We start from the raw sequence: 25354 nt of genomic DNA, 5'->3' as shown, positions 1-25354 counted from the left end.
TGTCAGGCCGTCGAGCGGAGCGAGCCTCGAAGGATGCACGGCCACAGACGGGGCCGTCGACCCTTCGAGACGGCAGCTACGCGGCCTCCTCAGGGTGACGGTGCAATGGACGGCCTTTGGCTCACATCACCCCCGCAGCGTGCCGCCGGTCTTCTTGGTCACCTCAGCGACGACCTTGGCGGCGACGGCGTCGATCTCCTGGTCGGTCATGGTCTTCTCGCGCGGCTGGATCGTTACCGCGATCGCGATCGACTTCTTGTCGGGATCGATGCCCTTGCCTTCGTAGACGTCGAACACGGTCACATCGGTGATCAGCTTCTTGTCGACATTCTGCGCCGCGCGGACGATGTCGCCCGCCTTGACGCCGCGGTCGACGATGAAGGCGAAGTCGCGCGACACCGGCTGGAATGCCGAGAGCTCCAGCACCGGCTTGGCGCGCGTCGCCCGCTGCTTGCCTTGCGGGATGCGCTCGAGGATCACCTCGAACACGATCATCGGGCCGTCGGCGCCGAGCGCCTCCGCCGCGCGCGGATGCAGCTCGCCGAAAGTGCCGAGCACATTCTGCGGGCCGATCTGGATGGTGCCGGAGCGCCCCGGATGCAGCCAGGCCGGACCGCCGGGGACGATCTGCAGTGCCTGCATCGGCGCGCCGGCGGCCGCCAGCACGGCGAAGGCGTCGGCCTTGGCATCCATCGCATCCGCCACAGCCGAGCCGGTCCAGTGCCGTCCGATCCCCTTCGACGAGGCGAAGCCATGGCGCACGCCGGAGGCGGCGACCAGCTGGTCCTCCGGTCGGTCGCCGCGGAACACCTGGCCGACCTCGAACAGCGCCACGTCAGGATAGCCGCGGTTGATGTTGGCCTGAGCCGCCGCGACGAGGCCGGGCAGCAGGCTCGGCCGCATGTCGGAGAGATCGGCCGCGATCGGGTTGGCGAGCACGAGCTCACTCTGGCCGCCGCCGAACAGTTTTGCCGCGTCATTGGTGATGAACGACCAGGTCACTGCTTCCACCATGCCGCGCACGCCGAGCGCGCGCTTGGCGCGGCGGGTGCGCAGCTGCATCGGCGTCAGCACCGGCTTGCGCGGCTCCTCGCCGCGCTCGAACGGCGTCATCGGCACCTTGTCGACGCCGACGATGCGCACGATCTCCTCGACGATGTCGGCCTTGCCGTGCACGTCGGTGCGCCAGGACGGGATCGCGATCTTCACCACGGGGCCATTGCCGGCCAGCATGAAGCCGAGCCGGGTGAGGATCAGCTTCACCTCGACCAGCGGCACCTCGATGCCGGCAAGGCGCTTCACTTCACTGAGCGGGAAGTCGATGACGCGATCCTCGCCGAACTGCTTGCCGACCACGACGTTCTCGGACGGCGTGCCGCCGCACAGCTCCAGCACCAGTTTGGTCGCGAGCTCAAGCCCGGGCACCATGAAGGCCGGATCGACGCCGCGCTCGAAGCGGTAGCGCGCGTCCGAATTGATGCCGAGCTTGCGGCCGGTCTGCGCGATGTTGATCTCGTTCCAGAGCGCCGATTCGATCAGCACGTCGGTGGTGTTGTCGTCGCAGCCCGAGGCCTCGCCGCCCATGATGCCGGCGAGCGATTCGACGCCGTGCTCGTCAGCGATCACGCAGATGTTGCTGTCGAGCGTGTAGGTGCGGCCGTCGAGCGCGAGCAGCGTCTCGCCGTCTCTGGCGCGGCGGACGGTGAGGTTGCCCTGCACCTTCTTGGCGTCGAACACGTGCAGCGGGCGGGCGCGATCGTAGGTCATGAAGTTGGTGATGTCGACCAGCGCGTTGATCGGGCGCAGCCCGATCGAGGTCAGCCGCTTCTGCAGCCATTCCGGCGACGGGCCGTTCTTCACGCCGCGCACCAGCCGCAGCGCGAAGCCCGGACACAGCGTGGCGTCTTCCACCTTGACCTGGACCGGGCAGGGGAATTCGCCCTTGATCGGCCTGATGCCGGGGTCTTTGAACTTGCCCATGTCGGCGGCGGAAAGATCGCGCGCGATGCCGTGCACGCCGGTGCAATCCTGCCGGTTTGGCGTCAAATTGATCTCGACGGTGGGATCGCCGAGCCCGGCCCAGTCGGCATAGCCCTTGCCGAGCGGCGCGTCCGCCGGCAGCTCCATGATGCCGTCATGATCCTCGGAGATCTGCAGCTCGGCCGCCGAGCACAGCATGCCGCGGCTCTCGACGCCGCGGATAGTGCCGACGCCGAGCGTGATGTTCTTGCCGGGGATGTAGGTGCCGGGCGGCGAGAACACGCTGATCAGCCCGGCACGCGCATTCGGCGCGCCGCACACCACCTGCACCGGCTCAGCCCCGTCGCCGGTGTCGACCATGCACACGCGCAGCCGGTCCGCATTCGGATGCTGCTCGGCCGAGATCACGCGCGCGATGGTGAACGGCGCCAGCGCCTTCGCCTTGTCCTCGATGTTCTCGACCTCGAGCCCGATCATGGTGAGCTTGTCGGCGAGCTTTTCGAGCGGCTCGTCGGTCTCGAGATGTTCCTTCAGCCAGGAGAGGGTGAACTTCATGACGATAATTTCTCTTGTCCCCTCTCCCGCTCGCGGGGGAGGGTTAGGGTGGGGGCTCTCTCCGCGATGGCAGCGGCGATTGTTTCAAGGACGCCTGCACGATTTGTCATGACGTCGAGATTGCTGAAGCGAAGGACTTTGAAGCCTTTGGCCTCGATGACGGCTGAGCGTGCGGCATCGGCACGTTCGCCTTCGTCCGAAAAGTGCTGGCCGCCGTCGAGTTCGATCACCAGCTTTGCCGCGTGGCAGAGGAAGTCGGCGATGAAATTATCGATCGGCACCTGACGGCGGAAGGTTGCGCCGTTCAGGCGATTGCCGCGCAACTCCGACCAGAGGACTCGTTCCACGTCGGTCGAGTTTCTGCGCAGCGCGCGTGCGTTGGAACGCAGCCTCCGCGAAACTTTCCAGCCCGGATGTTGGGGATCGACCATTGCCAGCCCCTTTGTGAAGACACCCCCTCCCCAGCCCTCCCCCGCAAGCGCGAGAGGGAGTCCGACGGTTCGCCGCGGTGAAGTCTTCGTATCCACGCGAGCACGCTCTATCCATTCCCTCCCCCGCCTGCGGGGGAGGGTTAGGGTGGGGGCTTTCTCCACAATGGGACCGAAGACAAGATTCACGAACTCAAGCCTCCCGCGATCGACGGGATGTCGAGCGGCTTGAAGCCGTAGTGGCTGAGCCAGCGCACGTCGCTGTCGAACAATTGGCGCAGGTCGGCGATGCCGTATTTCAGCATCGCGATGCGGTCGATGCCCATGCCCCAGGCAAAACCCTGGTAAACGTCGGGATCGAGGCCGCAGGCGCGCAGCACGTTGGGGTGCACCATGCCGCAGCCGAGAATCTCCAGCCAGTCCTCGCCCTCGCCGAAGCGGATCTCGCCCTTGTCGCGGCGGCACTGGATGTCGACCTCGAGCGACGGCTCGGTGAACGGGAAGAACGACGGCCGGAACCGCATGTTGATGTGGTCGACCTCGAAGAACGCCTTGCAGAACTCGTGCAGGATCCATTTGAGGTGGCCGAGATGCGAGCCCTTGTCGATCACGAGGCCCTCGACCTGATGGAATTGCGGCGTGTGCGTCGCGTCGGAATCGATGCGATAGGTGCGGCCCGGGCAGATCACGCGGATCGGCGGCTGCTGGGTCAGCATGGTGCGCACCTGCACCGGCGAGGTGTGGGTCCGCAGCAGCATGCGCGAGCCGTCCTCCTTCGGGTTGAAGAAGAAGGTGTCGTGCATCTCGCGCGCCGGATGGCCGATCGGGAAGTTCAGCTTGGTGAAGTTGTAGTCGTCGGTCTCGATGTCGGGACCTTCGGCGACCGCAAAGCCCATGTCGGCGAAGATCGTGGTGAGCTCGTCCCAGACCTGGCTCAGCGGATGGATGCGGCCGGTCTCCGCCGGCGCCTCGCGCAGCGGCAGCGTGACGTCGATGGTCTCGGCGGCGAGGCGCGCATCGAGCGCGGCCGCTTTCAGCACGTCGCGCTTGGCCGCGAGCGCCTGCGTCACCGCATCCTTGGCGAGGTTGATCTTCGCGCCCTCGGTCTTGCGCTCCTCCGGCGACATTTTTCCAAGGGTCGCAAGGAGTGCCGAGATCGAGCCCTTCTTGCCGAGAGCCGAGACGCGGACCGCCTCGAGGGCGGCCTCGTCAGCGGCTGAGGCGATCTGGTCGAGGATGGATTGTTCGAGCGTTGCGAGGTCGGACACGGTCAATTCCTGCGCTTGAGCGGAGCATGATCTGGTGGGAAGTACCGCTACCCGAACCGGTACCATGCGCCAAAATTCGGCTGGGTTGTCGCCGCCCGAAGGCGGTAACGTCAAGCAAAAAGCCGGTCATTTCGGGCCGATGGCCGGCAGCATTGAACCCCGCGCGGAGGCCGGGCTACCCAAGGGGGTATTCAAAGGAGGCCCACGCGATGTTGCTGCGATCTTGCCTGGCTGTGCCGGCGGCGCTGTTGATGCTCACCACCGCGCATGCCGCGACCGAGGAATGTCCCGCCAAATCGACCCAGATGGACGACATCATCGCGGAGCTCGAGAAGGCGCCGAGCTGCAGCCGCGCGATGAAGATCTTCGAGGCGTGCGAATACGGCGCCAGCGGAGACGTCCAGTTCGGCGCCGTGGTCGAGAAGAGGTGCGAGGGGGATTTCCTGTCCGGCCTCGGAGCGTCGCAGAAGAAGGCCTATGCCGGCCAGCTCAAGCGCTGCGACCACAAATACGACAACGAAAGCGGCACCATGTACCGCTCGTTCACGGCGTTCTGCCGGGCGATCGTCGCCCAGCGCTATTCGCAGAAGGCGCTGAAGGCCGGCCCCAAATCGCGTTAGGGCCGCCCGCCAGGATCAGGCGGCCAGCGCGGCCTTGGCCTTCTCGGCGATCGCCTGGAACGCAACCGGCTCGTGGATCGCGAGATCCGACAGCACCTTGCGGTCGACGACGACGCCCGACTTGGAGAGGCCGTTGATAAACACGCTGTAGGTCATGCCGAACGGACGGATCGCGGCGTTGATACGCTGGATCCAGAGCGCGCGGAAGGTGCGCTTCTTGCGCTTGCGGTCGCGGAAGGCGTACTGGCCGGCCTTTTCGACGGCCTGCTTGGCGACGCGGATGGTATTCTTGCGGCGGCCGTAATAGCCCTTGGCGGCCTTGTAGACTTTCTTGTGCTTGGCGTGAGCGGTCACACCGCGTTTGACGCGAGACATGACGGAAATCCTTGATCTAGAAGAGGTGACGGGGCGCCGCGCAGTCGCGGCGAGGGTTCAAGCGGATCAGCGCGATCAGGCGTTCGGCAAGAAGTACTTCTTGACGTTGTCGCCGTCGGTCTTGAACAGCACGCGGGTGCCGCGCAGCTGACGGATCTGCTTCTTCGTCCGCTTGATCATGCCGTGGCGCTTGCCGCGCTGGGCGTGCATGACTTTGCCAGTGGCAGTCACCTTGAAGCGCTTTTTAGCGCCCGACTTGGTCTTCAACTTGGGCATTTGGCTCTCCTGTCGCACAGCACGAAAATCGCCCCGAGAGGCGTCCGGCCGGCTAAAATGCTCGTTAGAGCGTTAAAAGTGCTAAGGTTTTTTCCGAATTGAAAGAACCTGCACGAACCGTCGCCACGGCAGCCCTTGATCAGCCGGGCGGCGAAGGCCCGGCTTATGACAGAGGATCGGCGGTTTTGCAACGTTTGCAGCGGGGAATCGGGGCCGGAACCGGGTAGCCCGGATGAAGCGAAGCGAAATCCGGGGCAGGTCGCGCCGCGGACGCACCGGTCCCCGGATTGCGCTGCGCTCCATCCGGGCTACGGAAACGAAACAGCCCGCCAGATCGCCTGACGGGCCATTTCATTTCAACAAAGCGACAAATTCGAACTAGCGCGGCGCCAGCACCATCACGACCTGGCGGCCCTCGAACTTCGCGTCCTGCTCGACCTTGGCGAATTCGGCGACGTCGGCCTTCACCTTGTCCAACAGCTTGGTGCCGATCTCCTGGTGCGCCATCTCACGACCGCGGTAGCGCAAGGTGATCTTGACCTTGTCGCCTTCCTCGAAGAAGCGCTGCATCGCACGCATCTTCACATCATAGTCGTGATCGTCGATCATCGGGCGGAGCTTGATCTCCTTGATCTCGACGACCTTCTGCTTCTTGCGAGCTTCGGCAGCCTTCTTCTGCGCGGAATACTTGTACTTCCCGTAGTCCATGATCTTGCAGACGGGAGGGCTGGTATTCGGCGAAATCTCGACGAGATCCATGCCGGCTTCCATGGCCATCTTGATGGCCACCATGGTTTCGACGGTGCCCTGATTGACACCCTCCGCATCGATCAGCTGGATCTGTGCGTTGCGAATCTCGTCATTGGTGCGCGGCCCTTCTTTGGCGACTGTGGGCGGGGCTCTATTGGGACGGCGAATGGGTAACTCTCCAAAGTTGTGAAAGGGAAGGCGGATATTTTGAAGCAAGATGCTGCAACGGGCAAGCGAACTCGCTTCTTTAAGCGGCAAAACCGCCAATTGCGAGGCATTTTGGCCACGCCCGGCACATATAGCGGGCGCGTCTGCTCCGCAAGGCGGGGCCTGCAGCCGTTGACCGGTGCCGCGCGACAATTGAAAAGCAGATCTCTGACACGCGAGTGACCGAACCATGAGCCAAACCGCCGCATCGGAACAGGAACCTGCCTTCATCGAGGTCGGCGAAGGCAGTGAGGCGCGCCGGATCGCGGTGCGCGCCCGTGCCGGCAGCAATCCCGGCAGCGCAAGTGGCGCGCCCGGCCTGTTCTGGCTCGGCGGCTTCAAGTCCGACATGGCCGGAACCAAGGCGCTGGCGCTCGATGCGTGGGCGGCCGAGCACGGCCGCAGCTCGGTCAGGTTCGACTATTCCGGCCATGGCGAATCCGGCGGCGAGTTCGCCGACGGCACCATCGGCCGCTGGCTCGAGGAGAGCGTGGCCGTGTTCTCGCAGTTCTGCAGCGGGCCGCAGGTCGTGATCGGGTCCTCGATGGGCGGCTGGATGGCGCTGCTGCTTGCGCGTGAGATCGCCAAACGGGCCAATGCCGGCGGCGGCAGTGCTTCGCTCGCCGGCCTCGTGCTGATCGCGCCGGCGCCCGACTTCACCGAGGAACTGATGTGGAAGGCGTTCTCGCCGGAGGTCCGCGCCGAGATCGAGGCCAAGGGCATGTGGCTGCGTCCGTCCCACTATGGCGATGGCACGCCCTATCCGATCACCCGCATCCTGATCGAGGAGGGCCGCAACCACCTGCTGCTCGGCAGCAAGATCGACGTCGGCTGCCCGGTGCGCATCCTACAGGGCGCGCAGGACCCAGACGTGCCGTGGAAGCACGCCTTCGCGCTGGTGCACCGCCTGCCGGCCGAGGACGTCGTGCTCACCATGATCCAGGACGGCGACCACCGCCTGTCGCGGCCGCAGGACATCGCCCGGATCATCGCCGCGGTGGCGGAGATCGGCTAAGCTTTTTTCCTTCTCCCCTTGTGGGAGAAGGTGGCGCGGACGATGTCCGCGCCGGATGAGGGGTTCTCTCCGCGGACACAGACCCCTCACCCGTCTCGAATGAGCTCTCGCTCATTCGATCCACCCTCTCCCACAAGGGGAGAGGGAAGAAGAAGCGAGGAGCCGGGAGAGAATACCAATGGAAACCACAACGATGCTGCGCGCGTTCTGCGACGCGGTCGAACAGCGCAACGGCAAGGCCTTTGCAAATCTCTTCACCGAGGACGGCGTCTATCACGATGTGTTCTACGGTGCCTTCAAGGGCCACGGCAAAATCGCCGAGATGATCGACGACTGGTCCTACCGGACCGCGACTGATTTCCGCTGGGTCATGCATGATCCCGTCAGTGACGGCGCGACGCTCTACGCGCGCTACACGTTCAGCTATCGCTCGACCTTGCCGGAGGCAAACGGCGCGCGCGCGCTGTTCGAGGGCGTCGCGATCATGCGGCTGCGTGACGGCAAGATCACGGAGTACCATGAGGTCGCCAACACCGCGCCGGCTTTCGTCGATTTGAACTTCGCGCCGGAGCGCATCGCCAAGATCGTCGGCAAGCAGGGCGCGGAGCTGAAAGCGCGGCCGGAGATGCAGCGGCATCTCGTTTAGTTCTGTCATTCGGGTTCGCGCTTCGCGCGTCCCCAGATGCGCAATTGCGCACCGGCGAATGACGCGTGCTTACGGCGGTGGCGGATTGGTCATCGGCTTGCGCTGGGCGAGCGCCGCCACGGTGGAGGTGCCGATCGGGCCCTTCTCGTCATAGAGCCAGCATTCGCCGATCGCGATGCCGTCCGTGGCGTGGTGGTTGACGACCTCGAAGCCGATCCAGTTGGTCACCGGCAAACGATGCAGATAGATCGTGACGTCGCTGTTGATGTAGCCTAGCCCCTGGTCGCCGGCATTGGCGAAGGGGCTCGCGAAATCCGCGCCGGTCGCGACATGGACGAACGGCGTCATCTTCACGCCTTCGACGAGCTCGCGCACCTCGCTCATCCAGAGCCGTCGGTCGCCGAGCGAGCCCATATGGCCGACGATCGGCCGCGTCTCCCACTTGCCGTTCATGCCGAGCCTCGGATCGGCCGGCTTTGGAATCTCCGCCGGTGCCGGCACCTGCCAGTTCGGTGGTGACCATACATTGCCGGGCGCATTTTCCGTCCTGCGCAACAATTGGCAGGAGGCGCGCGCCATGCTGGTGCCGCCGGAGATAAACTCGGCCTCGATCATCTTGATGCGCATGCCGTCGCGCACGACCTTGGTCGTCACCTCGATCGGGGTCGTGATGTTGGGCAGCCGGAACATGTCGACCGTGAGCCGCGCGGGGACGAAATCGTCGGAGCCGTGGCGCTCCTCGATGACGAAGGCGAGCAGGCCGATCACGACGCGGCCGTGCAGGGATTCCGGACTCCACGGTCCGTTCGCAACGGCCGTCGGCATGAAGCCGTCGCCGTGTCTGGTGAAGAAAGGCTGGTTTGTCATGGCGTGCGACCATGACGGGAACGGCGCGATGAAATCAAGACTCTTCACCCTCATGGTGAGGAGCCGCGAAGCGGCGTCTCGAACCATGAGGCCCGGTCTGTGGCCTCATCCTTCGAGATGCGCTGCGCGCTCCTCAGGATGAGGGGGCAGAGCCGCGCGCCAACTCCTGCTGCACGGTGACGTCGGGCTCGCCGCCGGCCCGCGACGCCAGCGCCGCGAACGCATCGCGGGTGATCAGCTGCGACAGCGCCCACACCGCGGCGCCGCGCACCAGCGGGCTCGCATCGTCGAGCAAACGCCGCGCTTCGCCGGCAAGGCTTGCATCGCCGGAGTTGCCGATCGCGATCAGCACATTGCGGATGAAGCGGTCGCGGCCGATGCGCTTGACCGGCGACTTCGTGAACAGCGCGCGGAAGGCGGCATCGTCGAGCCGTGCCAGATCGGCAAGCGCGGGCGCCCGCAACGCATCGCGCGCGGCGAGCTTCTGCTCGCGCCCCGCTTGCGCGAACTTGTTCCATGGACACACCGCGAGGCAATCGTCGCAGCCATAGATGCGGTTGCCGATGCTCTTGCGGAACTCGTGCGGGATCGGGCCCTTGTTCTCGATCGTCAGATACGAGATGCAGCGCCGCGCATCGAGCTTGTAGGGCGCGGGGAACGCTGCGGTCGGGCAGATGTCCTGGCAGGCGCGGCAGCTGCCGCAATGATCGGCCTCGGCATCATCGCGCGGCAGCTCGGTCGCCGAATAGATCGCGCCGAGAAACAGCCACGAGCCGAATTCGCGCGACACCAGATTGGTGTGCTTGCCCTGCCAGCCGATGCCGGCCGCCTGGGCGAGCGGCTTCTCCATGACCGCGGCGGTGTCGACGAACACCTTCACCTCGTCGCCGGTGATGGTGGCGAGCCAGCGCGCCAGGATCTTCAGCCGCTTCTTGATCACGTCGTGATAGTCGTCGCCCTGCGCATAGACCGAGATCGCGCCATGCGACCGGCGCGCGAGGATGTCGAGCGGGTCGTCGTCGGGCCCGTAATTGACGCCGAGCATGATGATCGAGCGCACGCCGCCCCACAGCACGCGCGGATCGGCGCGCCGCTCCGGATTGGCCGCGAGCCAGTCCATGTCGCCATGGCCGCCGGAGCCGAGGAATTCGAGGAAATATTTTCCGGCTTCGCTGGTCGCATCAGGCGCGGTGAAGCCGATGGCATCGAAGCCGAGCGCGCGTGCCTCGCGCTGAAGCGCCGCTTTGAGATCGGAAGGGGAGAGCCTGACCGCCGGGTTCAGAAGTCGAGGTCCACGTAGGTGCGCGACGCCGGCACCCCCGCCAGCCATTCGCTCAGCAGCGGGCGGAACGACGGGCGGGATTTCACCCGCGCGTACCACGACTTTGCCGCGTCGTCCTCGCTCCATGGCACGTCGCCCAGATAGTCGATCGCCGAGAGATGCGCCGCGGCGGCGAGATCCGCGTAGGTGAGGCGGTCGCCGGCGAGGTAGTTCCGCGTCTTCGCCAGCCAGCCGATATAGCTCAGATGATAGCGCACATTGACCTTGGCGGCGCGCATGACGTCGGGGGCCGGCGGACCGCCGCCATTGTCCTCGCTCATGAAGCGCTTGTAGATCCGCTCGGTCACCAGCGGGTTGGAGGCTTCCTCGAAGAATTTCTCGTTGAACCAAGCCATCAGCCGGCGCACCTCGACGCGCTCGGCCGTCGAGGTCGGCAGCAGGCGCCGATCGCCGGCATCGAGGCCATGCGCCTCGTCGACATATTCGGCGATCACAGGCGCACCCGGAATCGGCGGAAAGCCCTCGGCGATCAGCACCGGCGTGGTGGCCGCCGGATTGAGCGCCAGGAACGCCTCGCGCCGTTCCCACACCCGTTCCTCCACAAGGCGCAAATCGAGCCCATACTCGCCGAGCACGAGCCGAATGAAGCGCGAATGCGGACAGAACGGATGGTGATACAGCGTATACATGAAGCCCTTGGTAGTTTCGCGGCGCTTAAGAAATCATCAACCTGTGCGGCCTGGACCTGTGCTTTGGCCAGACCAGTTCCGGTCGTCTCTATGTCGCGTCAGCACGCAAACCGGTAGCCATCCCCGCAGATGGTGCGGGTCACAAAAACGCTATAGCTCAGCAAATCGGCCGGGTAACCCATTGTTTGACGATTTTTTGCGATTGCGGCCAATGTGCGAATAAGCGAGAAGAATCCCGTTTTCCACACAGGGCAGGCCACAACATGATGACGGATATGCTGCGGGCGGTGATTCTCGGCATCATCGAGGGCGTCACGGAGTTCCTGCCGGTCTCCTCGACAGGCCACCTGCTGCTTGCGGAGCGCTTCTTCAATCTGGGCGAAGGCAATTTCTGGAAGAGCTTCGCGATCCTGATTCAGCTCGGCGCGATCCTCGCGATCCTCGCGCTCTACTTCGTCAAATTGTGGCGCGTCGCGCTCGGCATGTTCACCAATCCCGACGACCGCCGCTTCGTGATTGGCGTGCTGGTGGCGTTCCTGCCTGCCGTCGTGATCGGCCTGATCGCCGGCAAATACATCAAGGAGTTCCTGTTCAATCCGTGGGTCGTTTGCTTCACGCTGATCGTCGGCGGCGCCGTGCTGCTGTGGGTCGATCAGCTCGATCTCAAAGTGTACGAGGACGATGCGACCCGCTTCCCGCTGCTGATGTATTTCTGGATCGGCGTCGCGCAGTGCCTGGCGATGATTCCCGGCGTGTCGCGCTCGGGCGCCAGCATCGTGGCGGCGATGCTGCTCGGCGCCGACAAGCGCTCGGCGGCCGAGTTCTCGTTCTTCCTCGCGATCCCGACCATGGTCGGCGCGTTCGCCTATGATTTCTACAAGAACCGCGCCGACTTCACGTCCGACAATCTCAGCGTCATCGCGGTCGGCTTCGTGGTGTCGTTCATCACGGCGATGATCGTGGTGCGGGCCTTCCTCAACTTCGTCACCCGCCGCGGCTTCACCTTCTTCGCCTGGTGGCGCGTGATCGTCGGCACGCTCGGCCTGATCGCGCTGGCGATGGGACGGTAAGGGCACTCTGTCGTCCCTGCGAAAGCAGGGACCCATAACCACAGCACTTTCAGTTACGAAGATCTGTGGCCACAGCTCTGCACAAATCGGACATTCGTGGTTATGGGTCCCGGCTCGCGCTTCGCTTGGCCGGGACGACAAGTTGGGGGAGCTACGCGCTTTTCTTCTGGAACTGACCGGTGGCGCGGAAGCGCCAGAGATATTGTGGGGCAATCGCTTCCATCGAATCCGGCGAGATGCCGAGGCCTGCGAAGGTCAGGCCGGCGGCCTTGGCGGCGTCGGACACCACATTGTCCGAACGCAGCATCTCGACCTGGTCCGGGGTCAGCGTGAACGGCCCCGGCGCGAACTGCAGGAAGTACGACTGGAACTTGGCGAGGCCGAACGGCAGCGGCGCCAGCATGCGATCGCGCTGGGTGATCTTGAGGATGATCTGCATCACCTCGCGCATGGTTAGCACTTCCGGCCCGCCGAGCTCGTAAGCTGCGCCCTGCTTCGCCTTGCCGTCCACGGCATTGGCCACGGCGACCGCGACGTCGCCGACATAGGCCGGCTGCACCGTGTTGACCCCGCCGCCGACCAGCGGCAGCACCGGCGACATCCGTGCCAGCGCCGCAAAGCGGTTGGTGAACTGATCCTCGGGCCCGAACAGCAGCGACGGCCGCATGATGGTGGCTTGTGGCAAGGCCGCCAGCACCGCCGCCTCGCCCTCCGCCTTGGCGCGGAAATAGCTCGAGGGCGAATCCGCGTCGGCCCCGATCGCCGAGACATGGACCATCCGCCCGCCGGCAGCGGCCGCCGCCTTGGCGATGCTCTCGGCACCCTTCACCTGCACGGCATCGAAGCTCTGCCCGCCGCCCTCGGCCAGGATGCCGACCAGGTTGATGGCGATATGCGAATCACGCATCGCCGCCTCGACCGAGGCCGGATAGCGCACATTGGCCTGGACGGCATGAATCTGCCCGACACGGCCGAGCGGCTGCAGGTGGCCGGCCAGTTCAGGCCGCCGCACCGCGACTCGGACGCGGTAATCGCGCTTGCAGAGCGCCCGGACCACGTTCCGCCCCAGAAAACCCGATCCGCCGAAGACCGTGACGAGCGTGTCCAGGTTCGATGCCATGGGGTGATTCCTGTGGGATTCGAGAGCGATTGACGTGGGTTAACCGTCTGGCGATACGCCATCGGCCTTATCCTGTACAGGGTATTTGAATTTCCAATCGCGAATTTGACAAGCGCGCAACCGATCCTTACTAAGCCGCTCCACATGCCCAGGTGGCGGAATTGGTAGACGCGCTGGCTTCAGGTGCCAGTGGCTTAACGGCCGTGAAGGTTCGAGTCCTTTCCTGGGCACCACCCCCTTTTAAGCGATTGAAATCGTTCAGTATCCGGAGGGTGGGTGCGGCGAAGCCGTAACCCGCCACAGTGCGGGCTTTCTGCGTCTCGGGTTCGCCCAGCACCTAGGCACGCATTCCCATCGCCGGACCGAACGGCGGGTCGTCATCGTTCGGCCGCGCCTCGGCGTAGTGATCGAACTGCATGGTGAAGGTCGCACGGTCCTGGCCTGCGGCACGCAGGCCATTCGTATAGCCGAACATGTTCAGCAGCGGCACCATTGCCGTGATGGCAATGCCGTCGTTGTGTGCGATTTGATTCTGGATATTGCCACGGCGCAGGCGCAGGTCGTGCATGACAGCAGCCAAGCGATCCTCTGGCGTCACCACCTCGACCTTCATGATCGGCTCGAGCAGCACTGACTTGCCCATTTGCAGCGCCTCGCGGAAGCAGGCGCGGGCGGCGATCTCGAAGGCCTGTGCCGACGAGTCGACGTCGTGGAACTTGCCGTCGGTCAGTTGCACCCTGACGTTGACCACGGGGAAGCCGGCGACCACGCCCGAGGGCAAGACGCTCACGAAACCCCCTCGATGCCGGGGACGTACTGTTTCGGCACCGCGCCGTCGACGATCTTCGATTCGAACGCGTAGCCCTTGCCCGGCTCGTTCGGCTCGACCACGAGGGTGACGGCCGCGAACTGGCCGGCGCCTCCGCTCTGCCGCTTGTGAGTGTAGCTGTGCTCGACCCGGCGGGTGACGCGCTCGAGGAACGCGACCTGCGGTGCACCGATACGTGCGTCGATGCCGTAGGCATGCTTCAAGAGATCAATCTTGTTGTCGAGCTGGAGCTCGCTGACGCCCTTCAGGATGATTTGGCCGGACTCATGATCGGCGGACGTGGAACGACGAATCCTCAGCTCGGCGAGTGCCGCCATAAGCTTCTCGTTGTCAGCTTTCGACCTGGGCTCGATCGCAATTTCGATAATGCCGGGCTGCACGACCTGATCCATCATCGCCTTACGATATCACGGGATGAACCGTAGGTGGCGGCGGCGCCCAAATATCGCCGCCAACCAGCGTCGTCGGAGCGGGCCGCCGCGCCTGCCGTCACACGATCCGCCGCCCAGCACGCCGTGCGATCGGCCGCTGCACAAAATACATCGCGATCATCGAAATGATGGTGGTTGCGACGACGATGTAGCCCAGCCGGTCGAAATGCAGCAGCGAACCGTCGGGATTTTCCGCGATGATCGCCGCCGCAAAGACCGAGCCGAGCCCGCCCGACAGCTGCTGCACGGATGCCGAGATCGCGCTGAACGATCCGCGCTGGCTGGCGTCGGGAATCGCCGACATCAGCGCCTGCGACGGGATCATGCGGGAGAAGATGCCGATGAACATCAGGACATTGACCACGATCGCGGTCAGCAGCGAGACGTGGCCGAGGTTGGTGTAGATCAGCACCATGATCACGGTCACCACGCAGCCGAATGCGAAGGTCGGATATTTGCCGAACGCATCGCTGGCGCGGCCGACCAGCGGCCCGATGATGATGCTGAACAGGCCTGAGACGAGATAGATCGTCGGCAGGTGGACGATGTCGATGCCGAGATTATGCACGGTGAAGGCGCTGCCGAACGGCATCAGCATGAAGCCGCCGGTCGCGAGCAGCGTGGTCACCAGGAAGGCCAGCGTGTAGCGCGGCTGCCCCACGGTCGCGATCAGATGGCGGAACGGATTGCTGTCGTGCTGCAATTTGAGATGGGCATCGACCGGATGCATCGCGATTGCAATCGCCGCGATCGCGACAATCGACAGGCCGACGATGGCCACGAAGCAGATGTGCCAGTTAAAGTGATTGGCCAGGAACAGGCCGGCCGGAACGCCGAGCACCTGGCTCGCGGCGAACGCCGTCTGCAGCACGCCCATGGCGCGGCCGCGCTGTTGCAGCGGGAACAGGTCGGTGACGATGGCAAGCACGACGGAGCCGATCACCCCGCCGAAAATGCCGGTGACGATGCGGCCGAGCAGCAGCACGTGAAAATTCTGCGCCAGCGCGCAGAGCACGGTGCCAAGCATGAAGCCGACATAGAAGAACAGCAGCAGCCGCTTGCGGTCGAAGCGATCGGCAAAGCCGGCGGCGAGGACGCCGGAAATGCCGGCCGCGAACGCGTAGGCCGAGACCGCGACGCCGAATTGCCCGGCCGTGATGTTCAGCGACGGCATCAGGATGGCGCCGAGCGGCGACATGATGATGAAATCGAGGATCAGCGTGAATTGCGTGAAGGCGAGCAGCGCGATCAGGAACGATTGGTAGCGCGAGAAGCCGCGCTCCTGCTGGTCGTCGTCGATCGGCGCAGCGATGATCTGGTCGGACATAAGGCTCATTTCATTGGGGATGCCGGTGCTGGCCGGCAACAGATAGGGAAGGCGCGGCCGGATTTCATGGGGCGCGCGAGCAACAGTTCCCTCGAAATCGAACGCGTAGCGGCAATGACTTGGCTCCGACTTGGCCGCGTGGCCACGTCGAACTTGGCGAGAAGATGGGGGCAGCGGCGCACCCGAGACACCATGGCGATTGTTTCCGGTTGTGTCGGTCAATAACTGCAACGGGTGAATGCTGTACTTCACAACCTTGGAAGAGTACGCACGTCAAGGATGTGAATCGCGCCGATGCATCTCATGGTTCCGTCTGTGGCGACCGCGCAACAGGTCGCTGCAAATCGTTTCAAGCTTGAACGGAGCGGATCAGCGGAGCTGAGAGCGGGGCGGGGTAGCAGATGGCGGCGAGGCCGGGGGCTCGGCTTCGCGCCGGCGGTGGAGTAGGGGCATGGTTTCCTCGCGGCTCGCGGCGATCCTGTCGTGCACGGCCTTGGGCGGCGGTTGTCTGTTGTCCGCGTCCCCGGCGTTTGCGGCCTGCGACAGTCTCGCGCCAGCGAGCGGGCAGACAGTAACCTGCTCGACCGCAGCGCCGAATCCCTCGCCGACCGGCGTGCAGGCCGTTGCCGGCAGCTCGAACGTCACCGTGAACGTGCTGCAGGGCGCCGGCATCACGCCGGGCGCCGGAGCGACCGCGATCGGCCTTGTCTCCAGCAGCGCCGCCACCAACAACGGCGCGCTGACCATCAGCGGCGGTGGCACCGGCATCTTCGGCAGCGGCGACGGCAATGTCTTCACCAACGGCGCGTCGGGCGTGATCACGACCTCGGGCGCCGGCAGCAATGCGATCGCCGCCAGCAGTAACGGCAACACGCTGATCAACAACGGCACGATCACGACGCAGAACGGCACCTCGCGCGGCCTTGCCATCACCGGTCTCACGCAGCACAACAACAACACGCTGATCAATACCGGGACGATCACCACCCAGGGCCCGCAATCGCACGGCCTTTTTGTGCAGACCGGCGACAGCAACACCTTCACCAATAGCGGCACCATCACCACGGCCGGCGCAGGCGCCCGTGCGATCTTCTCCGCCGGCCAGTTTGCGACCATCACCAATACCGGCACGCTGCTGACGACCGGTGGCGACGCGGGCGGCACCGCCAACAACACCGTGTTCATGCAAGGCAATGCCGGCGTCCTGCGCAACAGCGGCACGATCGAGGCACGCGGCGTCAATGCCGACGGCGTGTTCTCCAACACCGCCGGATCGTCGTTCACCGCCCGCATCGAGAACCTCGCCGGCGGCAAGATCATCAGCCAGGCGGGACCCGCGATCCGCACGCTCAACGGCGCCACCACCGTCGTCAATGCCGGCCTGATCGCCGGCAACGGCGGCACGGCGCTCGCGGGCGGCGGCGGTGCCGTGACCATGATCCTGCAAACCGGCTCGCAGATCGTTGGCCTTGCCGATGGCGGCGGCGGCAACAACCAGGTGCGGCTGCAAGGCAGCGGCACGGTCGACAATGCGTTCGCGCGATTCCAGACGCTGACGATGGAAGGCAATGACTGGACCTGGGCCGGTACCGGCACCTTCGCCAACACCTTCATCAACAGCGGTTCGCTGACGCTGCAGACGTCGCTGACCGGCAATGTGTCGATCGCGGCCGGCACCAGCCTGCTGGCGGGCAATGGCGCCAATCCGTCGATCACGCCGTTTCCGGGCGGCCCGCCGATCACCGTCACCAATGCCGGCGTGATCAATTTGACCAACGGCGGCGCCACCGCCGCGAACAGCCTGACGATCGCGGGCAACTATGTCGGCAATGGCGGCGGGCTCTATCTGCGCACCGTGCTCGGTGGCGATGGTTCGCCGTCGGATCGGCTCGTCATCTCCGGCGGCAATGCGTCGGGCTCGACCGCGGTGACCGTCACCAATGCCGGCGGCGCGGGCGCACTGACCACCGCCGACGGCATCATGGTGGTGCAGGCCGTCAACGGCGGCACCACGGCTGCGGGCGCATTCGGCCTCTCCAACGCCGTCATGGCCGGCGCGCACGAATATCTGCTGTTCCGCGGCGGCGTCTCCGCCGGCAGCGCCAACAACTGGTATCTGCGCTCGACATTGTTGCCCGGCACGGCCTCGCCTGCGCCCCCGGCTGCGCCTGCACCGGCGCCACCTTCATCGCCCAACGTGGTGCCGCCGCCTCCGGGGCTGCCTGCGGAGGATCTGTCGTCGCTGACGCCGCCGCCGGCAGGCGCCGCGCCGGTCCAGCTCTACCGTGAAGAGGTGTCGGTCTATTCGGCGCTGCCGCAGGTGGCGCAAAAGCTCGGGCTGGCGACGCTCGGCACCTTCCATCAGCGCCAGGGCGATCAGGCCTTGCTGACCAGCGGCGGCGAACAGCCGGCGGCGTGGGCGCGTGCCTATGGTTCGCACAGCTCGCAGAGCTGGGCCGGCACGGTCAGCCCCGCCTTCGACGGCACCATGGCCGGCGTGCAGGTCGGCGTCGACATCCTGCGCTTCCAGTCCGCGCCCGAGCATCATGATCGCGCCGGCTTCTTCTATGCGTATGGCTGGGCCAGCGGCACCATCAACGGCTTCGCGCTCGGGCTGAACGATGTCCGCACCGGCACGCTCTCGATCGACAGCCAGAATGTCGGCGGCTACTGGACCCATGTCGGCCCCTCGGGCTGGTATGTCGACGCCGTGTTGATGGGCAGTTTCTACGGCGCAAGCCCGCAGTCGGATCGTCAGGTCGGCGCACGGGTATCGGGCACAGGCGTCGCTGCGTCGCTGGAAGCCGGCGCGCCGATCCCGCTGAACAGTTTTCTTGCGATCGAGCCGCAGGCGCAACTGATCTGGCAGCGGCAGTCGTTCGACAGCTTCAACGACATGTTTTCGAGCGTCGCGCTCGGCAGTGCCGATACGCTGACCGGGCGGCTTGGCGTGCGCATTCCCTCAACCTTCGTCGTCGGCACGGCCGAATTGCGTCCCTATCTCGAGGCCAATCTCTGGCACACGGCCGCGAATGACCGCAGCATCGCGTTCGCGACGACAGACCTGATCGGCGTGCAAAGCCGCGGCACCGCCGTCGAGATCGGTGCCGGCGTCTCCGCGCAGCTCAATCGCACGATCAGCGCCTATGCGAGCGCGGGCTACACGACCTCGGTGGACAGCCTCCATCGCGAGGACATCACCGGCCGCTTCGGCCTCCGCGTCAGCTGGCAGTGATGGCGCGCCCTCGTGGGGGCGCGCGGCGGGATAGCAACCCATTGTCTCCGCTGCACAATGGCGGTACACCCTGAGCTATCTGTGCCGGAACAATTGAGGATTTCCGCTGTTCGTGTCCGGTCCTGACCGGACCCGATGCCCGTGCGATCCGAAGACTGGCGCATGCTCGCCTGTCGGCGGATTATTCCGACGGCGATTCGATGAGGTTTTTGACAGCATGACCATCCGCCTGCATCGCGGCGACCTGCCCGATCTGTCCCGCTACACCGACTCGGTGGCGATCGACACCGAGACCATGGGGCTGCATCCGCACCGTGACCGGCTCTGCGTGGTGCAGATGTCGAACGGCGACGGCACCGCCGACGTGATCCAGATTCCGAAGGGCCACATCGATTCGCCGAACCTGAAGGCGCTGCTCGCCAATCCCGGCATCACCAAGATCTTCCATTTCGCACGGTTCGACGTCGCGGTGCTCTACAACACGTTCGGCGTGATGCCGACGCCGGTCTATTGCACCAAGATCGCCTCGCGGCTGTCGCGCACCTACACCGATCGCCACGGCCTGAAGGATCTGGTGCGCGAGGTGCTGAACGTCGAATTGTCGAAGCAGCAGCAGTCCAGCGACTGGGGCGCGCAAAGCCTCAGCGAGGCCCAGCTCGCCTACGCCGCCTCCGACGTGCTGCATTTGCATGCGCTGCGCGACAGATTGAATGTCATGCTCGCGCGCGAGGGGCGGACAGATCTCGCCCAGGCCTGCTTCGACTTCCTCCCTGCCCGCGCCAGGCTCGATCTCGACGGCTGGGAGGCCGAGGACATTTTCGCCCATTCATGATGCGCGCCGAATTCGTCGCGGCCGGGGCAGTTCCGCCCCGTTTCGGCCAAACTGTTCACGCGTGGTCCGGTGCGGGGGCGCGAGGCGAGGTCCGGGCTGCATATTTGGGCGGCTCCGGCTAGAATAGGGGCAGTTTCGCGCCTCTGGAGCTCAGGTGAACTCGGTTCAGAATCCAGCCTATGTCACGGGCCTCGAGGCGCGCTTTGCCGCCGCCGCGCGGCACAGCCGCATGGTGCGGATCCTGCGCGTCGCGGTGCCCGCGATGGTCGGCCTGGCGATGGCCGTGGTCATCTACATCGCGCTCTTCAATCCGTTCCACGACCTGATCCCCAAGCTGCCGCTCGAGATGGATAACCTCGTCGTGTCCGGCACCAAGATCACGATGGAAGCGCCGCATATCGCCGGCTTCTCCAACGACGGACGGCCTTATGAAATGTGGGCCAAGGCGGCGATCCAGGACGTCACCGATCCTGACCATGTCGAGCTGAAGACGATCCGCGCCAAGGTGGCGCAACAGGATCAGTCGACGGTGACGATGGATGCGCGCACCGGCTTCTTCGACAACAAGAAGCAGCTGCTCGACTTGCGCCAGGACATCTTCCTGCAGTCGTCCACCGGCTATGAGGCCCGGCTGACGCAGGCCTTCGTCGACATCAACAAAGGCAACGTGTCGTCGGACGAGCATGTCGACGTCAAGCTGCTCGACGGCACGCTCACCGCCGACAGGCTTCGGATCTACAACAGCGGCGAGCTGGTGCGGTTCGAAGGCAATGTCGTGATGAATCTCGACAAGCTCGGCGACAACAATGCCGCCCCGCCGGCCGAGGCCGCTCCACCGCCGCCGCCGCCGCCGTCACCGAAGCCACGCAAGTCCGCCAACACGAAATGATTTTGATGATGAGACGTTTTCCGCACGGCATGGCAATTGCGGCGTTCCTGTTCGCGCTTTTCGCCGCGAGTGCTGCGTTCGCGCAGGGCTCGATGAGCGGCGTGCCCAACGCCATGCAGGGCTTCTCGCAGAACCGCGACCAGCCGATCCAGATCGAGGCCGCCTCGCTGGAAATGCGCGACAAGAAAAAGGAGGCGACCTTCGCCGGCAATGTGAAGGTCGTGCAGGGCGACACCACCATGACGTCGAAGACGCTGGTCGTGTTCTACGAGGATAAATCGACCCAGGCGCCGGCGCCCGCCCCGACCGGCACCAAGGGGGCAGCCGCCAAGGGTGCCGCGCCGATGCAGTCGGCAACACCCGGCCCCGGCGGCGCCTCCTCGATCAAGCGGCTGGAGGCAAAGGGTAATGTCGTCGTCACCCAGAAGGACCAGGTCGTCACCGGCGAGACCGCGATCTTCGACACCAAGACCAATTTGATCACGATGCTCGGCGGCGGCGGCAGCCAGGTGGTGCTGACCCAGTGCCAGAATGTGCTGCGCGGCGACCGCCTTTTGGTCGACATGACCACCGGCGTCTCGCGCGTCGAAGCCGACAATGGCAAGGTGCAGGGCCTGTTCATCCAGTCGCCGGGCGGACAGAGCGGCAAGTGCGGCGCGCCGGCCGCCCCCGGCTCAGCCCCGGCCCCGTCGCCGCTGCAGCTGATTCCAGGCGGCAAGTCCAAGTAAGCCTCACGTAAGGTCAAGCAGAATCAATTAGTTAGATAATATTCTGCCGCCGCGAGGTTGAAGCCGGCGGGGCGAGACTGTATCTACTGCAGCGGCCCGGCTGAACAATGCGCCTCGAGGGGGAATTATGTTGGCCGGGACAGGGGCATCCATTCATTCAAGGCGCGGGTGATCGCGCTTTGCCGTGTTGTTCGAGCATGATCTCCGCGCAAACGCGTCCGCTTTTGTCGCGCGGGAAGGCCGGTATTCAGATTTCCGGCTCATGCTTGCGGCGTCGCATGCGAATCGATCGATGCGCAGGCAAGGTCGCGGGATCACCGTGAAAGGCTGAAGCGAAGCGGGGATGGTGGATTTTCTCGGCATGTTCCGGCGGCGCTCTGCGAAACGCAGTACCGGATTTGCGCGCTCGCATGACGACATCACGGCGCTCGATGACCAGTTCGGCGAGATGCTGACGTCTCCGGTGCGTGATGCGCCGCCGATGGCGCGCGCCGCGTCGGCTCCCGGCGTCGAGCTGCCGCGAGCCCAACCGGGAGCAGCGCCCGCGCCGGCGCGTGCGAGGCCGGCCCGGAACAGCGCGCCCGCCGCGCCGCAGCTCATCAAGCGGCCGGGTTATCTGGCTGTGCATAGCGTGGAAAAGAGTTTCGGCAGCCGCCAAGTCGTGCGCGGCGTCAGCATCTATGTGCGCCGTGGCGAGGCGGTCGGCCTGCTCGGGCCCAACGGCGCCGGCAAGACCACCGTGTTCTACATGATCACCGGGCTGATCAAGGCCGATCGCGGCGCCATCGAACTCGACGGACACGACGTCACCAAGCTGCCGATGTATCAGCGCGCGCGCCTCGGCATCGGCTATCTGCCGCAGGAAGCCTCGATCTTCCGCGGCCTGTCGGTCGAGCAGAACATCCGCGCCGTGCTCGAGGTGGTCGAGCCCTCGAAGAAGAAGCGCGAGCACGAGCTGGATTCGCTGCTCGACGAGTTCAACATCACGCGGCTGCGCAAGAGCCCGTCGATCGCGTTGTCCGGCGGCGAGCGCCGCCGCGTCGAGATTGCGCGCGCGCTGGCGACGCGCCCCAATTACATGCTGCTCGACGAGCCGTTCGCCGGCATCGACCCGATCGCGGTCGGCGACATCCAGGACCTTGTCCGCCATCTCACCAACCGCGGCATCGGCGTGCTCATCACCGACCACAATGTCCGCGAGACGCTCGGCCTGACCGATCGCGCCTACATCGTCTATGCCGGTGAAATCTTGACTGAGGGAAGCCCGGAGGAGATCGTTAATGATCCCGATGTACGTCGGCTTTACCTTGGCGAGGAATTCCGCCTCTAGCGCTATTTTCCGATCCGTCAAGCCGTGTACAAGGGCTTCGGACTAATATAAGCAAGAATCGAGCCAACTTTTAGGATCGTTCTTGCCTCCATGGCGCTGACCCAAAGACTAGAGTTCCGCCAGTCGCAGTCGCTGGTGATGACGCCGCAGCTGATGCAGGCGATCAAGCTGCTGCAACTGTCGAACCTGGACCTGTCGGCCTTTGTCGAGGAAGAGCTGGAGCGCAATCCGCTGCTGGAGCGGGCCGCCGACGGGCCGGAGCCGCCGGTGGCGGGCGAGCCCGCCATGGAGCGGCCGGACTATGGCGATTCCGATGGTTCCAGCAGCTATGGGGACGATGGCGACGTCTCCGACATGGCCGCAGGCCCAGGCGGCGAGGCCGCCTTCGAGCCCGGCCAGGAGGAATGGCTGAACCGCGACCTCGGCAGCCGCGCCGAGATCGAGCAGACGCTCGATACCCGCCTCGACAACGTGTTTTCCGAGGAGCCGGCGGAAGCGGCAGCGCGCGCCGCGCAGGATGCACCGCCATCGGTCTACACCGAATGGGGCGGCGGCGCCTCCAGCGACGACGAGTACAATCTCGAAGCTTTCGTGGCCGCCGAGCTGACGCTTGCCGACCACCTCGCCGAACAACTCGCGGTGGCGTTCTCGGCGCCGGCGCAGCGCATGATCGGGCAGTATCTGATCGACCTGGTCGACGACGCCGGCTACCTGCCGGCCGATCTCGGCCAGGCCGCCGAGCGGCTCGGTGCGTCGCAGCAAGCGGTCGACGAGGTCGTCGCGGTGCTGCAGAAATTCGATCCGCCGGGCGTATGCGCGCGAAACCTGAGCGAATGCCTCGCGATCCAGCTGCGTGAGCTCGATCGCTACGATCCGGCAATGCAGGCGCTGGTCGAGCATCTCGACCTGCTCGCCAAGCGCGACATCGCGGCCTTGCGAAAGCTCTGCGGTGTCGACGACGAAGACATCACCGACATGATCGCCGAGATCCGCCGGCTCGATCCGAAGCCCGGGCTGAAGTTCGGCACCGCGCGGACGCAAACCATGGTGCCCGACGTCTATGTGCGTCCGGGTCCCGACGGCGGCTGGCATGTCGAGCTCAACAGCGACACTCTGCCGCGCGTTCTGGTCAACCAGACCTATTACGCTGAGCTGTCGAAGACGATCCGCAAGGACGGTGACAAGTCGTACTTCACCGACTGCCTGCAGAACGCGACCTGGCTGGTCCGCGCGCTCGATCAGCGCGCCCGCACCATCCTGAAGGTCGCGACCGAAATCGTCCGCCAGCAGGACGGCTTCTTCACCTATGGCGTCGCGCATTTGCGGCCGCTCAATCTGAAGGCGGTCGCGGACGCGATCCAGATGCATGAATCGACGGTGTCGCGCGTCACCGCCAACAAATACATGGCGACCAATCGCGGCAGTTTTGAATTGAAGTATTTTTTCACCGCCTCGATCGCGTCGGCCGACGGCGGCGAGGCGCATTCGGCCGAGGCGGTGCGTCACCACATCAAGCAATTGATCGACGGCGAGGCGCCGTCGGCGATCCTGTCCGACGACACGATCGTGGAACGTTTGCGCGCCTCGGGCATTGATATCGCCCGCCGCACCGTCGCGAAATATCGCGAAGCGATGCGGATACCATCCTCGGTGCAGCGCCGCCGTGACAAACAGAGCATGCTCGGTAATGCCCTTTCGGCTCCTGCCTCCTCGTCCGACCGGTCGCGCGATACAGCCCCCGTTTAGGTTACTTCTTGAGCGTGACCCCATCCGGGTACGGAGCGGGCCATGCGCTCGTTGCGTTCGCGCCAAATCGGGATAGTCTCAATCTTTCCAGGTCGAGCGTCGTCCAGAAGGGGAGGTAACCGGAAGCCCAGCAAGCATCATGCTCCTGCAAGAGTGATCGAGGCATCCAGCAATTGAGGCATCAAATGACCCTTCGAATCTCGGGAAAGAGCATCAGCATCGGCGAGGCGCTTCGCGCGCGCGTCAGCGAGCGCACCGACGAGGTCCTGCGAAAGTATTTTGATGGCAACTATTCGGGTCACATCACGCTGAGCAAGGATGGCTTCGGCTTCCGAACCGATTGCGCGCTGCATCTGGATTCCGGCATCACGCTGGAAGCCGAATCCAATGCCACCGACGCCTATGCCAGCGCCGACGCCGCGCTCCTGATGATCGAGAAGCGTCTGCGCCGCTACAAAAGCAGGCTCAAGGATCGTTCCGCCCGCAAGACCTACGCCGCGACTGCCGCGCTTGCCGAATTGAACGGCGTCGGGCTCGACGCGCCGAGCTACGTCATCGAGGCGCCCGAGAACGAGGACGAGGTCACCGAATACAGCCCGGTGATCATTGCCGAGGCAACCACCGCGCTGAAGCGGCTGTCGGTCAGCGAAGCCGTGATGGAGCTCGATCTGACCGGCGCCTCCTGCCTGGTGTTCCAGCATGGCGGCAGCGGCCGGTTGAACATCATTTACCGCCGTACGGACGGCAATGTCGGCTGGGTCGATCCGCCGGCGGCGAGCCCTTGAGGATAGTTGGCAGATGGCATTGACGTCCGAAGCCAGCCCTGCTTATGGTCCGCCGCCTCCAGGAACAAGGGGGG

At 64.9% G+C, this 25354-nt stretch carries 22 protein-coding genes, 1 tRNA gene and 1 pseudogene; 12 read left to right on the top strand and 12 right to left on the bottom strand.

The window, feature by feature from the left end; genetic code table 11:
• Positions 1 to 126: 126 nt before the first annotated feature.
• The 3 genes from pheT to pheS all read right to left on the bottom strand — a co-directional run bounded on the left by pheT (position 127) and on the right by pheS (position 4231).
• Complete coding sequence (gene pheT / locus ACE10X_RS44265; RefSeq protein ID WP_375763880.1) at positions 127 to 2535, bottom strand: phenylalanine--tRNA ligase subunit beta; 2409 nt, start codon at positions 2533 to 2535, stop codon at positions 127 to 129.
• Entirely contained in the window at positions 2532 to 2966 is a 435-nt protein-coding gene (locus ACE10X_RS44260; RefSeq protein ID WP_038382674.1) for an endonuclease domain-containing protein, read from the bottom strand. The genes pheT and ACE10X_RS44260 overlap by 4 nt, the downstream gene beginning before the upstream one ends.
• A 182-nt stretch (positions 2967 to 3148) precedes the next feature.
• Entirely contained in the window at positions 3149 to 4231 is a 1083-nt protein-coding gene (gene pheS / locus ACE10X_RS44255; protein ID WP_375763879.1) for a phenylalanine--tRNA ligase subunit alpha, read from the bottom strand.
• Positions 4232 to 4440: 209 nt separating this feature from the next.
• Here pheS and ACE10X_RS44250 point away from each other — a divergent pair, with 209 nt between their 5' ends.
• Positions 4441 to 4851 carry a hypothetical protein gene (locus ACE10X_RS44250; RefSeq protein ID WP_038382670.1) on the top strand — a complete coding sequence of 137 codons (411 nt, stop codon included), beginning with the start codon at positions 4441 to 4443 and terminating at the stop codon, positions 4849 to 4851.
• A 15-nt stretch (positions 4852 to 4866) separates the two neighbouring features.
• On the opposite strand, the gene rplT is transcribed toward ACE10X_RS44250, so the two are convergent.
• The 3 genes from rplT to infC all read right to left on the bottom strand — a co-directional run bounded on the left by rplT (position 4867) and on the right by infC (position 6420).
• Complete coding sequence (gene rplT, locus ACE10X_RS44245) at positions 4867 to 5226, bottom strand: 50S ribosomal protein L20 (RefSeq protein WP_038382669.1); 360 nt, start codon at positions 5224 to 5226, stop codon at positions 4867 to 4869.
• A gap of 75 nt (positions 5227 to 5301) precedes the next feature.
• Complete coding sequence (gene rpmI / locus ACE10X_RS44240) at positions 5302 to 5502, bottom strand: 50S ribosomal protein L35 (protein WP_008539890.1); 201 nt, start codon at positions 5500 to 5502, stop codon at positions 5302 to 5304.
• Between the two features lie 378 nt (positions 5503 to 5880).
• Positions 5881 to 6420 carry a translation initiation factor IF-3 gene (gene infC, locus ACE10X_RS44235; RefSeq protein ID WP_026192043.1) on the bottom strand — a complete coding sequence of 180 codons (540 nt, stop codon included), beginning with the start codon at positions 6418 to 6420 and terminating at the stop codon, positions 5881 to 5883.
• 229 nt (positions 6421 to 6649) lie between these two features.
• Here infC and ACE10X_RS44230 point away from each other — a divergent pair, with 229 nt between their 5' ends.
• Both ACE10X_RS44230 and ACE10X_RS44225 read left to right on the top strand, forming a co-directional pair.
• The gene (locus ACE10X_RS44230; protein ID WP_038382668.1) at positions 6650 to 7474 is read left to right on the top strand and encodes a carboxylesterase; all 825 of its coding nucleotides are present in this window, start codon (positions 6650 to 6652) and stop codon (positions 7472 to 7474) included.
• 178 nt (positions 7475 to 7652) lie between these two features.
• Positions 7653 to 8120: a nuclear transport factor 2 family protein gene (locus tag ACE10X_RS44225; RefSeq protein ID WP_038382667.1), complete on the top strand. Its 468-nt coding sequence runs from the start codon at positions 7653 to 7655 to the stop codon at positions 8118 to 8120.
• A 69-nt stretch (positions 8121 to 8189) separates the two neighbouring features.
• Here ACE10X_RS44225 and ACE10X_RS44220 read toward each other — a convergent pair whose 3' ends face one another.
• The 3 genes from ACE10X_RS44220 to ACE10X_RS44210 all read right to left on the bottom strand — a co-directional run bounded on the left by ACE10X_RS44220 (position 8190) and on the right by ACE10X_RS44210 (position 10958).
• Positions 8190 to 8987: an acyl-CoA thioesterase domain-containing protein gene (locus ACE10X_RS44220; RefSeq protein WP_038382666.1), complete on the bottom strand. Its 798-nt coding sequence runs from the start codon at positions 8985 to 8987 to the stop codon at positions 8190 to 8192.
• Between the two features lie 133 nt (positions 8988 to 9120).
• A complete protein-coding gene (queG, locus tag ACE10X_RS44215) occupies positions 9121 to 10317 on the bottom strand; it encodes a tRNA epoxyqueuosine(34) reductase QueG (RefSeq protein ID WP_304557387.1) in 1197 nt (398 codons plus the stop codon).
• On the bottom strand, positions 10266 to 10958 hold the full coding sequence (locus tag ACE10X_RS44210; RefSeq protein WP_028341731.1) for a glutathione S-transferase family protein: 693 nt from the start codon (positions 10956 to 10958) through the stop codon (positions 10266 to 10268). The genes queG and ACE10X_RS44210 overlap by 52 nt, the downstream gene beginning before the upstream one ends.
• 263 nt (positions 10959 to 11221) lie before the next feature.
• On the opposite strand from ACE10X_RS44210, the gene ACE10X_RS44205 reads away from it, so the two are divergent.
• Entirely contained in the window at positions 11222 to 12028 is an 807-nt protein-coding gene (locus ACE10X_RS44205; protein ID WP_028341730.1) for an undecaprenyl-diphosphate phosphatase, read from the top strand.
• A gap of 151 nt (positions 12029 to 12179) precedes the next feature.
• Here the strand turns inward: ACE10X_RS44205 and ACE10X_RS44200 are convergent, their stop codons facing one another.
• Complete coding sequence (locus ACE10X_RS44200; RefSeq protein ID WP_304557386.1) at positions 12180 to 13148, bottom strand: complex I NDUFA9 subunit family protein; 969 nt, start codon at positions 13146 to 13148, stop codon at positions 12180 to 12182.
• Positions 13149 to 13294: 146 nt separating this feature from the next.
• On the opposite strand from ACE10X_RS44200, the gene ACE10X_RS44195 reads away from it, so the two are divergent.
• Positions 13295 to 13381 (top strand) — tRNA-Leu (locus tag ACE10X_RS44195).
• A 104-nt stretch (positions 13382 to 13485) separates the two neighbouring features.
• On the opposite strand, the pseudogene fusA reads toward ACE10X_RS44195, so the two are convergent.
• Together fusA and ACE10X_RS44185 are read right to left on the bottom strand one after the other, a co-directional pair.
• Positions 13486 to 14345, bottom strand: a pseudogene (fusA, locus tag ACE10X_RS44190) (elongation factor G); the annotation flags it as partial.
• Positions 14346 to 14466: 121 nt separating this feature from the next.
• Positions 14467 to 15735, bottom strand: coding sequence for an MFS transporter (locus ACE10X_RS44185; protein ID WP_038382660.1), 1269 nt, complete (start codon positions 15733 to 15735; stop codon positions 14467 to 14469).
• A gap of 451 nt (positions 15736 to 16186) precedes the next feature.
• On the opposite strand from ACE10X_RS44185, the gene ACE10X_RS44180 reads away from it, so the two are divergent.
• From ACE10X_RS44180 to hpf, 7 genes are all read left to right on the top strand, one after another.
• On the top strand, positions 16187 to 18970 hold the full coding sequence (locus ACE10X_RS44180) for an autotransporter outer membrane beta-barrel domain-containing protein (RefSeq protein ID WP_051002759.1): 2784 nt from the start codon (positions 16187 to 16189) through the stop codon (positions 18968 to 18970).
• A 217-nt stretch (positions 18971 to 19187) separates the two neighbouring features.
• Positions 19188 to 19802, top strand: a complete 615-nt coding sequence (locus ACE10X_RS44175) for a ribonuclease D (protein ID WP_038382659.1) — start codon at positions 19188 to 19190, stop codon at positions 19800 to 19802.
• Positions 19803 to 19956: 154 nt separating this feature from the next.
• Positions 19957 to 20691 carry an LPS export ABC transporter periplasmic protein LptC gene (gene lptC, locus ACE10X_RS44170; protein ID WP_038382658.1) on the top strand — a complete coding sequence of 245 codons (735 nt, stop codon included), beginning with the start codon at positions 19957 to 19959 and terminating at the stop codon, positions 20689 to 20691.
• Positions 20688 to 21419 (top strand): LptA/OstA family protein, encoded by a 732-nt coding sequence (locus ACE10X_RS44165; protein WP_038382657.1) that lies wholly within the window; start codon positions 20688 to 20690, stop codon positions 21417 to 21419. Before lptC ends, ACE10X_RS44165 begins: the two co-directional genes overlap by 4 nt.
• Before the next feature lie 343 nt (positions 21420 to 21762).
• Complete coding sequence (gene lptB / locus ACE10X_RS44160; RefSeq protein ID WP_038382656.1) at positions 21763 to 22749, top strand: LPS export ABC transporter ATP-binding protein; 987 nt, start codon at positions 21763 to 21765, stop codon at positions 22747 to 22749.
• 90 nt (positions 22750 to 22839) lie between these two features.
• On the top strand, positions 22840 to 24495 hold the full coding sequence (gene rpoN, locus ACE10X_RS44155; protein WP_038382655.1) for an RNA polymerase factor sigma-54: 1656 nt from the start codon (positions 22840 to 22842) through the stop codon (positions 24493 to 24495).
• 185 nt (positions 24496 to 24680) lie between these two features.
• Entirely contained in the window at positions 24681 to 25280 is a 600-nt protein-coding gene (gene hpf, locus ACE10X_RS44150) for a ribosome hibernation-promoting factor, HPF/YfiA family (RefSeq protein WP_038382654.1), read from the top strand.
• The last annotated feature ends 74 nt before the right edge of the window (positions 25281 to 25354 follow it).

Source organism: Bradyrhizobium sp. Pha-3 (assembly GCF_042258325.1).
Lineage (GTDB): Bacteria > Pseudomonadota > Alphaproteobacteria > Rhizobiales > Xanthobacteraceae > Bradyrhizobium > Bradyrhizobium elkanii.
Note: the sequence above shows the minus strand (reverse complement) of the source record. Positions and strands in the feature narration are given on the sequence as shown.

Excerpts from the sequence above, each read along its gene's own strand:
- pheT (WP_375763880.1), bottom strand. The coding sequence starts at position 2,535 with ATGAAGTTCACCCTCTCCTGGCTGAAGGAACATCTCGAGACCGACGAG.
- ACE10X_RS44260 (WP_038382674.1), bottom strand. The coding sequence starts at position 2,966 with ATGGTCGATCCCCAACATCCGGGCTGGAAAGTTTCGCGGAGGCTGCGT.
- ACE10X_RS44250 (WP_038382670.1), top strand. The coding sequence starts at position 4,441 with ATGTTGCTGCGATCTTGCCTGGCTGTGCCGGCGGCGCTGTTGATGCTC.
- rplT (WP_038382669.1), bottom strand. The coding sequence starts at position 5,226 with ATGTCTCGCGTCAAACGCGGTGTGACCGCTCACGCCAAGCACAAGAAA.
- rpmI (WP_008539890.1), bottom strand. The coding sequence starts at position 5,502 with ATGCCCAAGTTGAAGACCAAGTCGGGCGCTAAAAAGCGCTTCAAGGTG.
- ACE10X_RS44230 (WP_038382668.1), top strand. The coding sequence starts at position 6,650 with ATGAGCCAAACCGCCGCATCGGAACAGGAACCTGCCTTCATCGAGGTC.
- ACE10X_RS44225 (WP_038382667.1), top strand. The coding sequence starts at position 7,653 with ATGGAAACCACAACGATGCTGCGCGCGTTCTGCGACGCGGTCGAACAG.
- ACE10X_RS44220 (WP_038382666.1), bottom strand. The coding sequence starts at position 8,987 with ATGACAAACCAGCCTTTCTTCACCAGACACGGCGACGGCTTCATGCCG.
- queG (WP_304557387.1), bottom strand. The coding sequence starts at position 10,317 with ATGGCTGGCGGGGGTGCCGGCGTCGCGCACCTACGTGGACCTCGACTT.
- ACE10X_RS44210 (WP_028341731.1), bottom strand. The coding sequence starts at position 10,958 with ATGTATACGCTGTATCACCATCCGTTCTGTCCGCATTCGCGCTTCATT.
- ACE10X_RS44205 (WP_028341730.1), top strand. The coding sequence starts at position 11,222 with ATGATGACGGATATGCTGCGGGCGGTGATTCTCGGCATCATCGAGGGC.
- ACE10X_RS44200 (WP_304557386.1), bottom strand. The coding sequence starts at position 13,148 with ATGGCATCGAACCTGGACACGCTCGTCACGGTCTTCGGCGGATCGGGT.
- ACE10X_RS44185 (WP_038382660.1), bottom strand. The coding sequence starts at position 15,735 with ATGTCCGACCAGATCATCGCTGCGCCGATCGACGACGACCAGCAGGAG.
- ACE10X_RS44180 (WP_051002759.1), top strand. The coding sequence starts at position 16,187 with ATGGTTTCCTCGCGGCTCGCGGCGATCCTGTCGTGCACGGCCTTGGGC.
- ACE10X_RS44175 (WP_038382659.1), top strand. The coding sequence starts at position 19,188 with ATGACCATCCGCCTGCATCGCGGCGACCTGCCCGATCTGTCCCGCTAC.
- ACE10X_RS44165 (WP_038382657.1), top strand. The coding sequence starts at position 20,688 with ATGATTTTGATGATGAGACGTTTTCCGCACGGCATGGCAATTGCGGCG.
- lptB (WP_038382656.1), top strand. The coding sequence starts at position 21,763 with ATGGTGGATTTTCTCGGCATGTTCCGGCGGCGCTCTGCGAAACGCAGT.
- rpoN (WP_038382655.1), top strand. The coding sequence starts at position 22,840 with ATGGCGCTGACCCAAAGACTAGAGTTCCGCCAGTCGCAGTCGCTGGTG.
- hpf (WP_038382654.1), top strand. The coding sequence starts at position 24,681 with ATGACCCTTCGAATCTCGGGAAAGAGCATCAGCATCGGCGAGGCGCTT.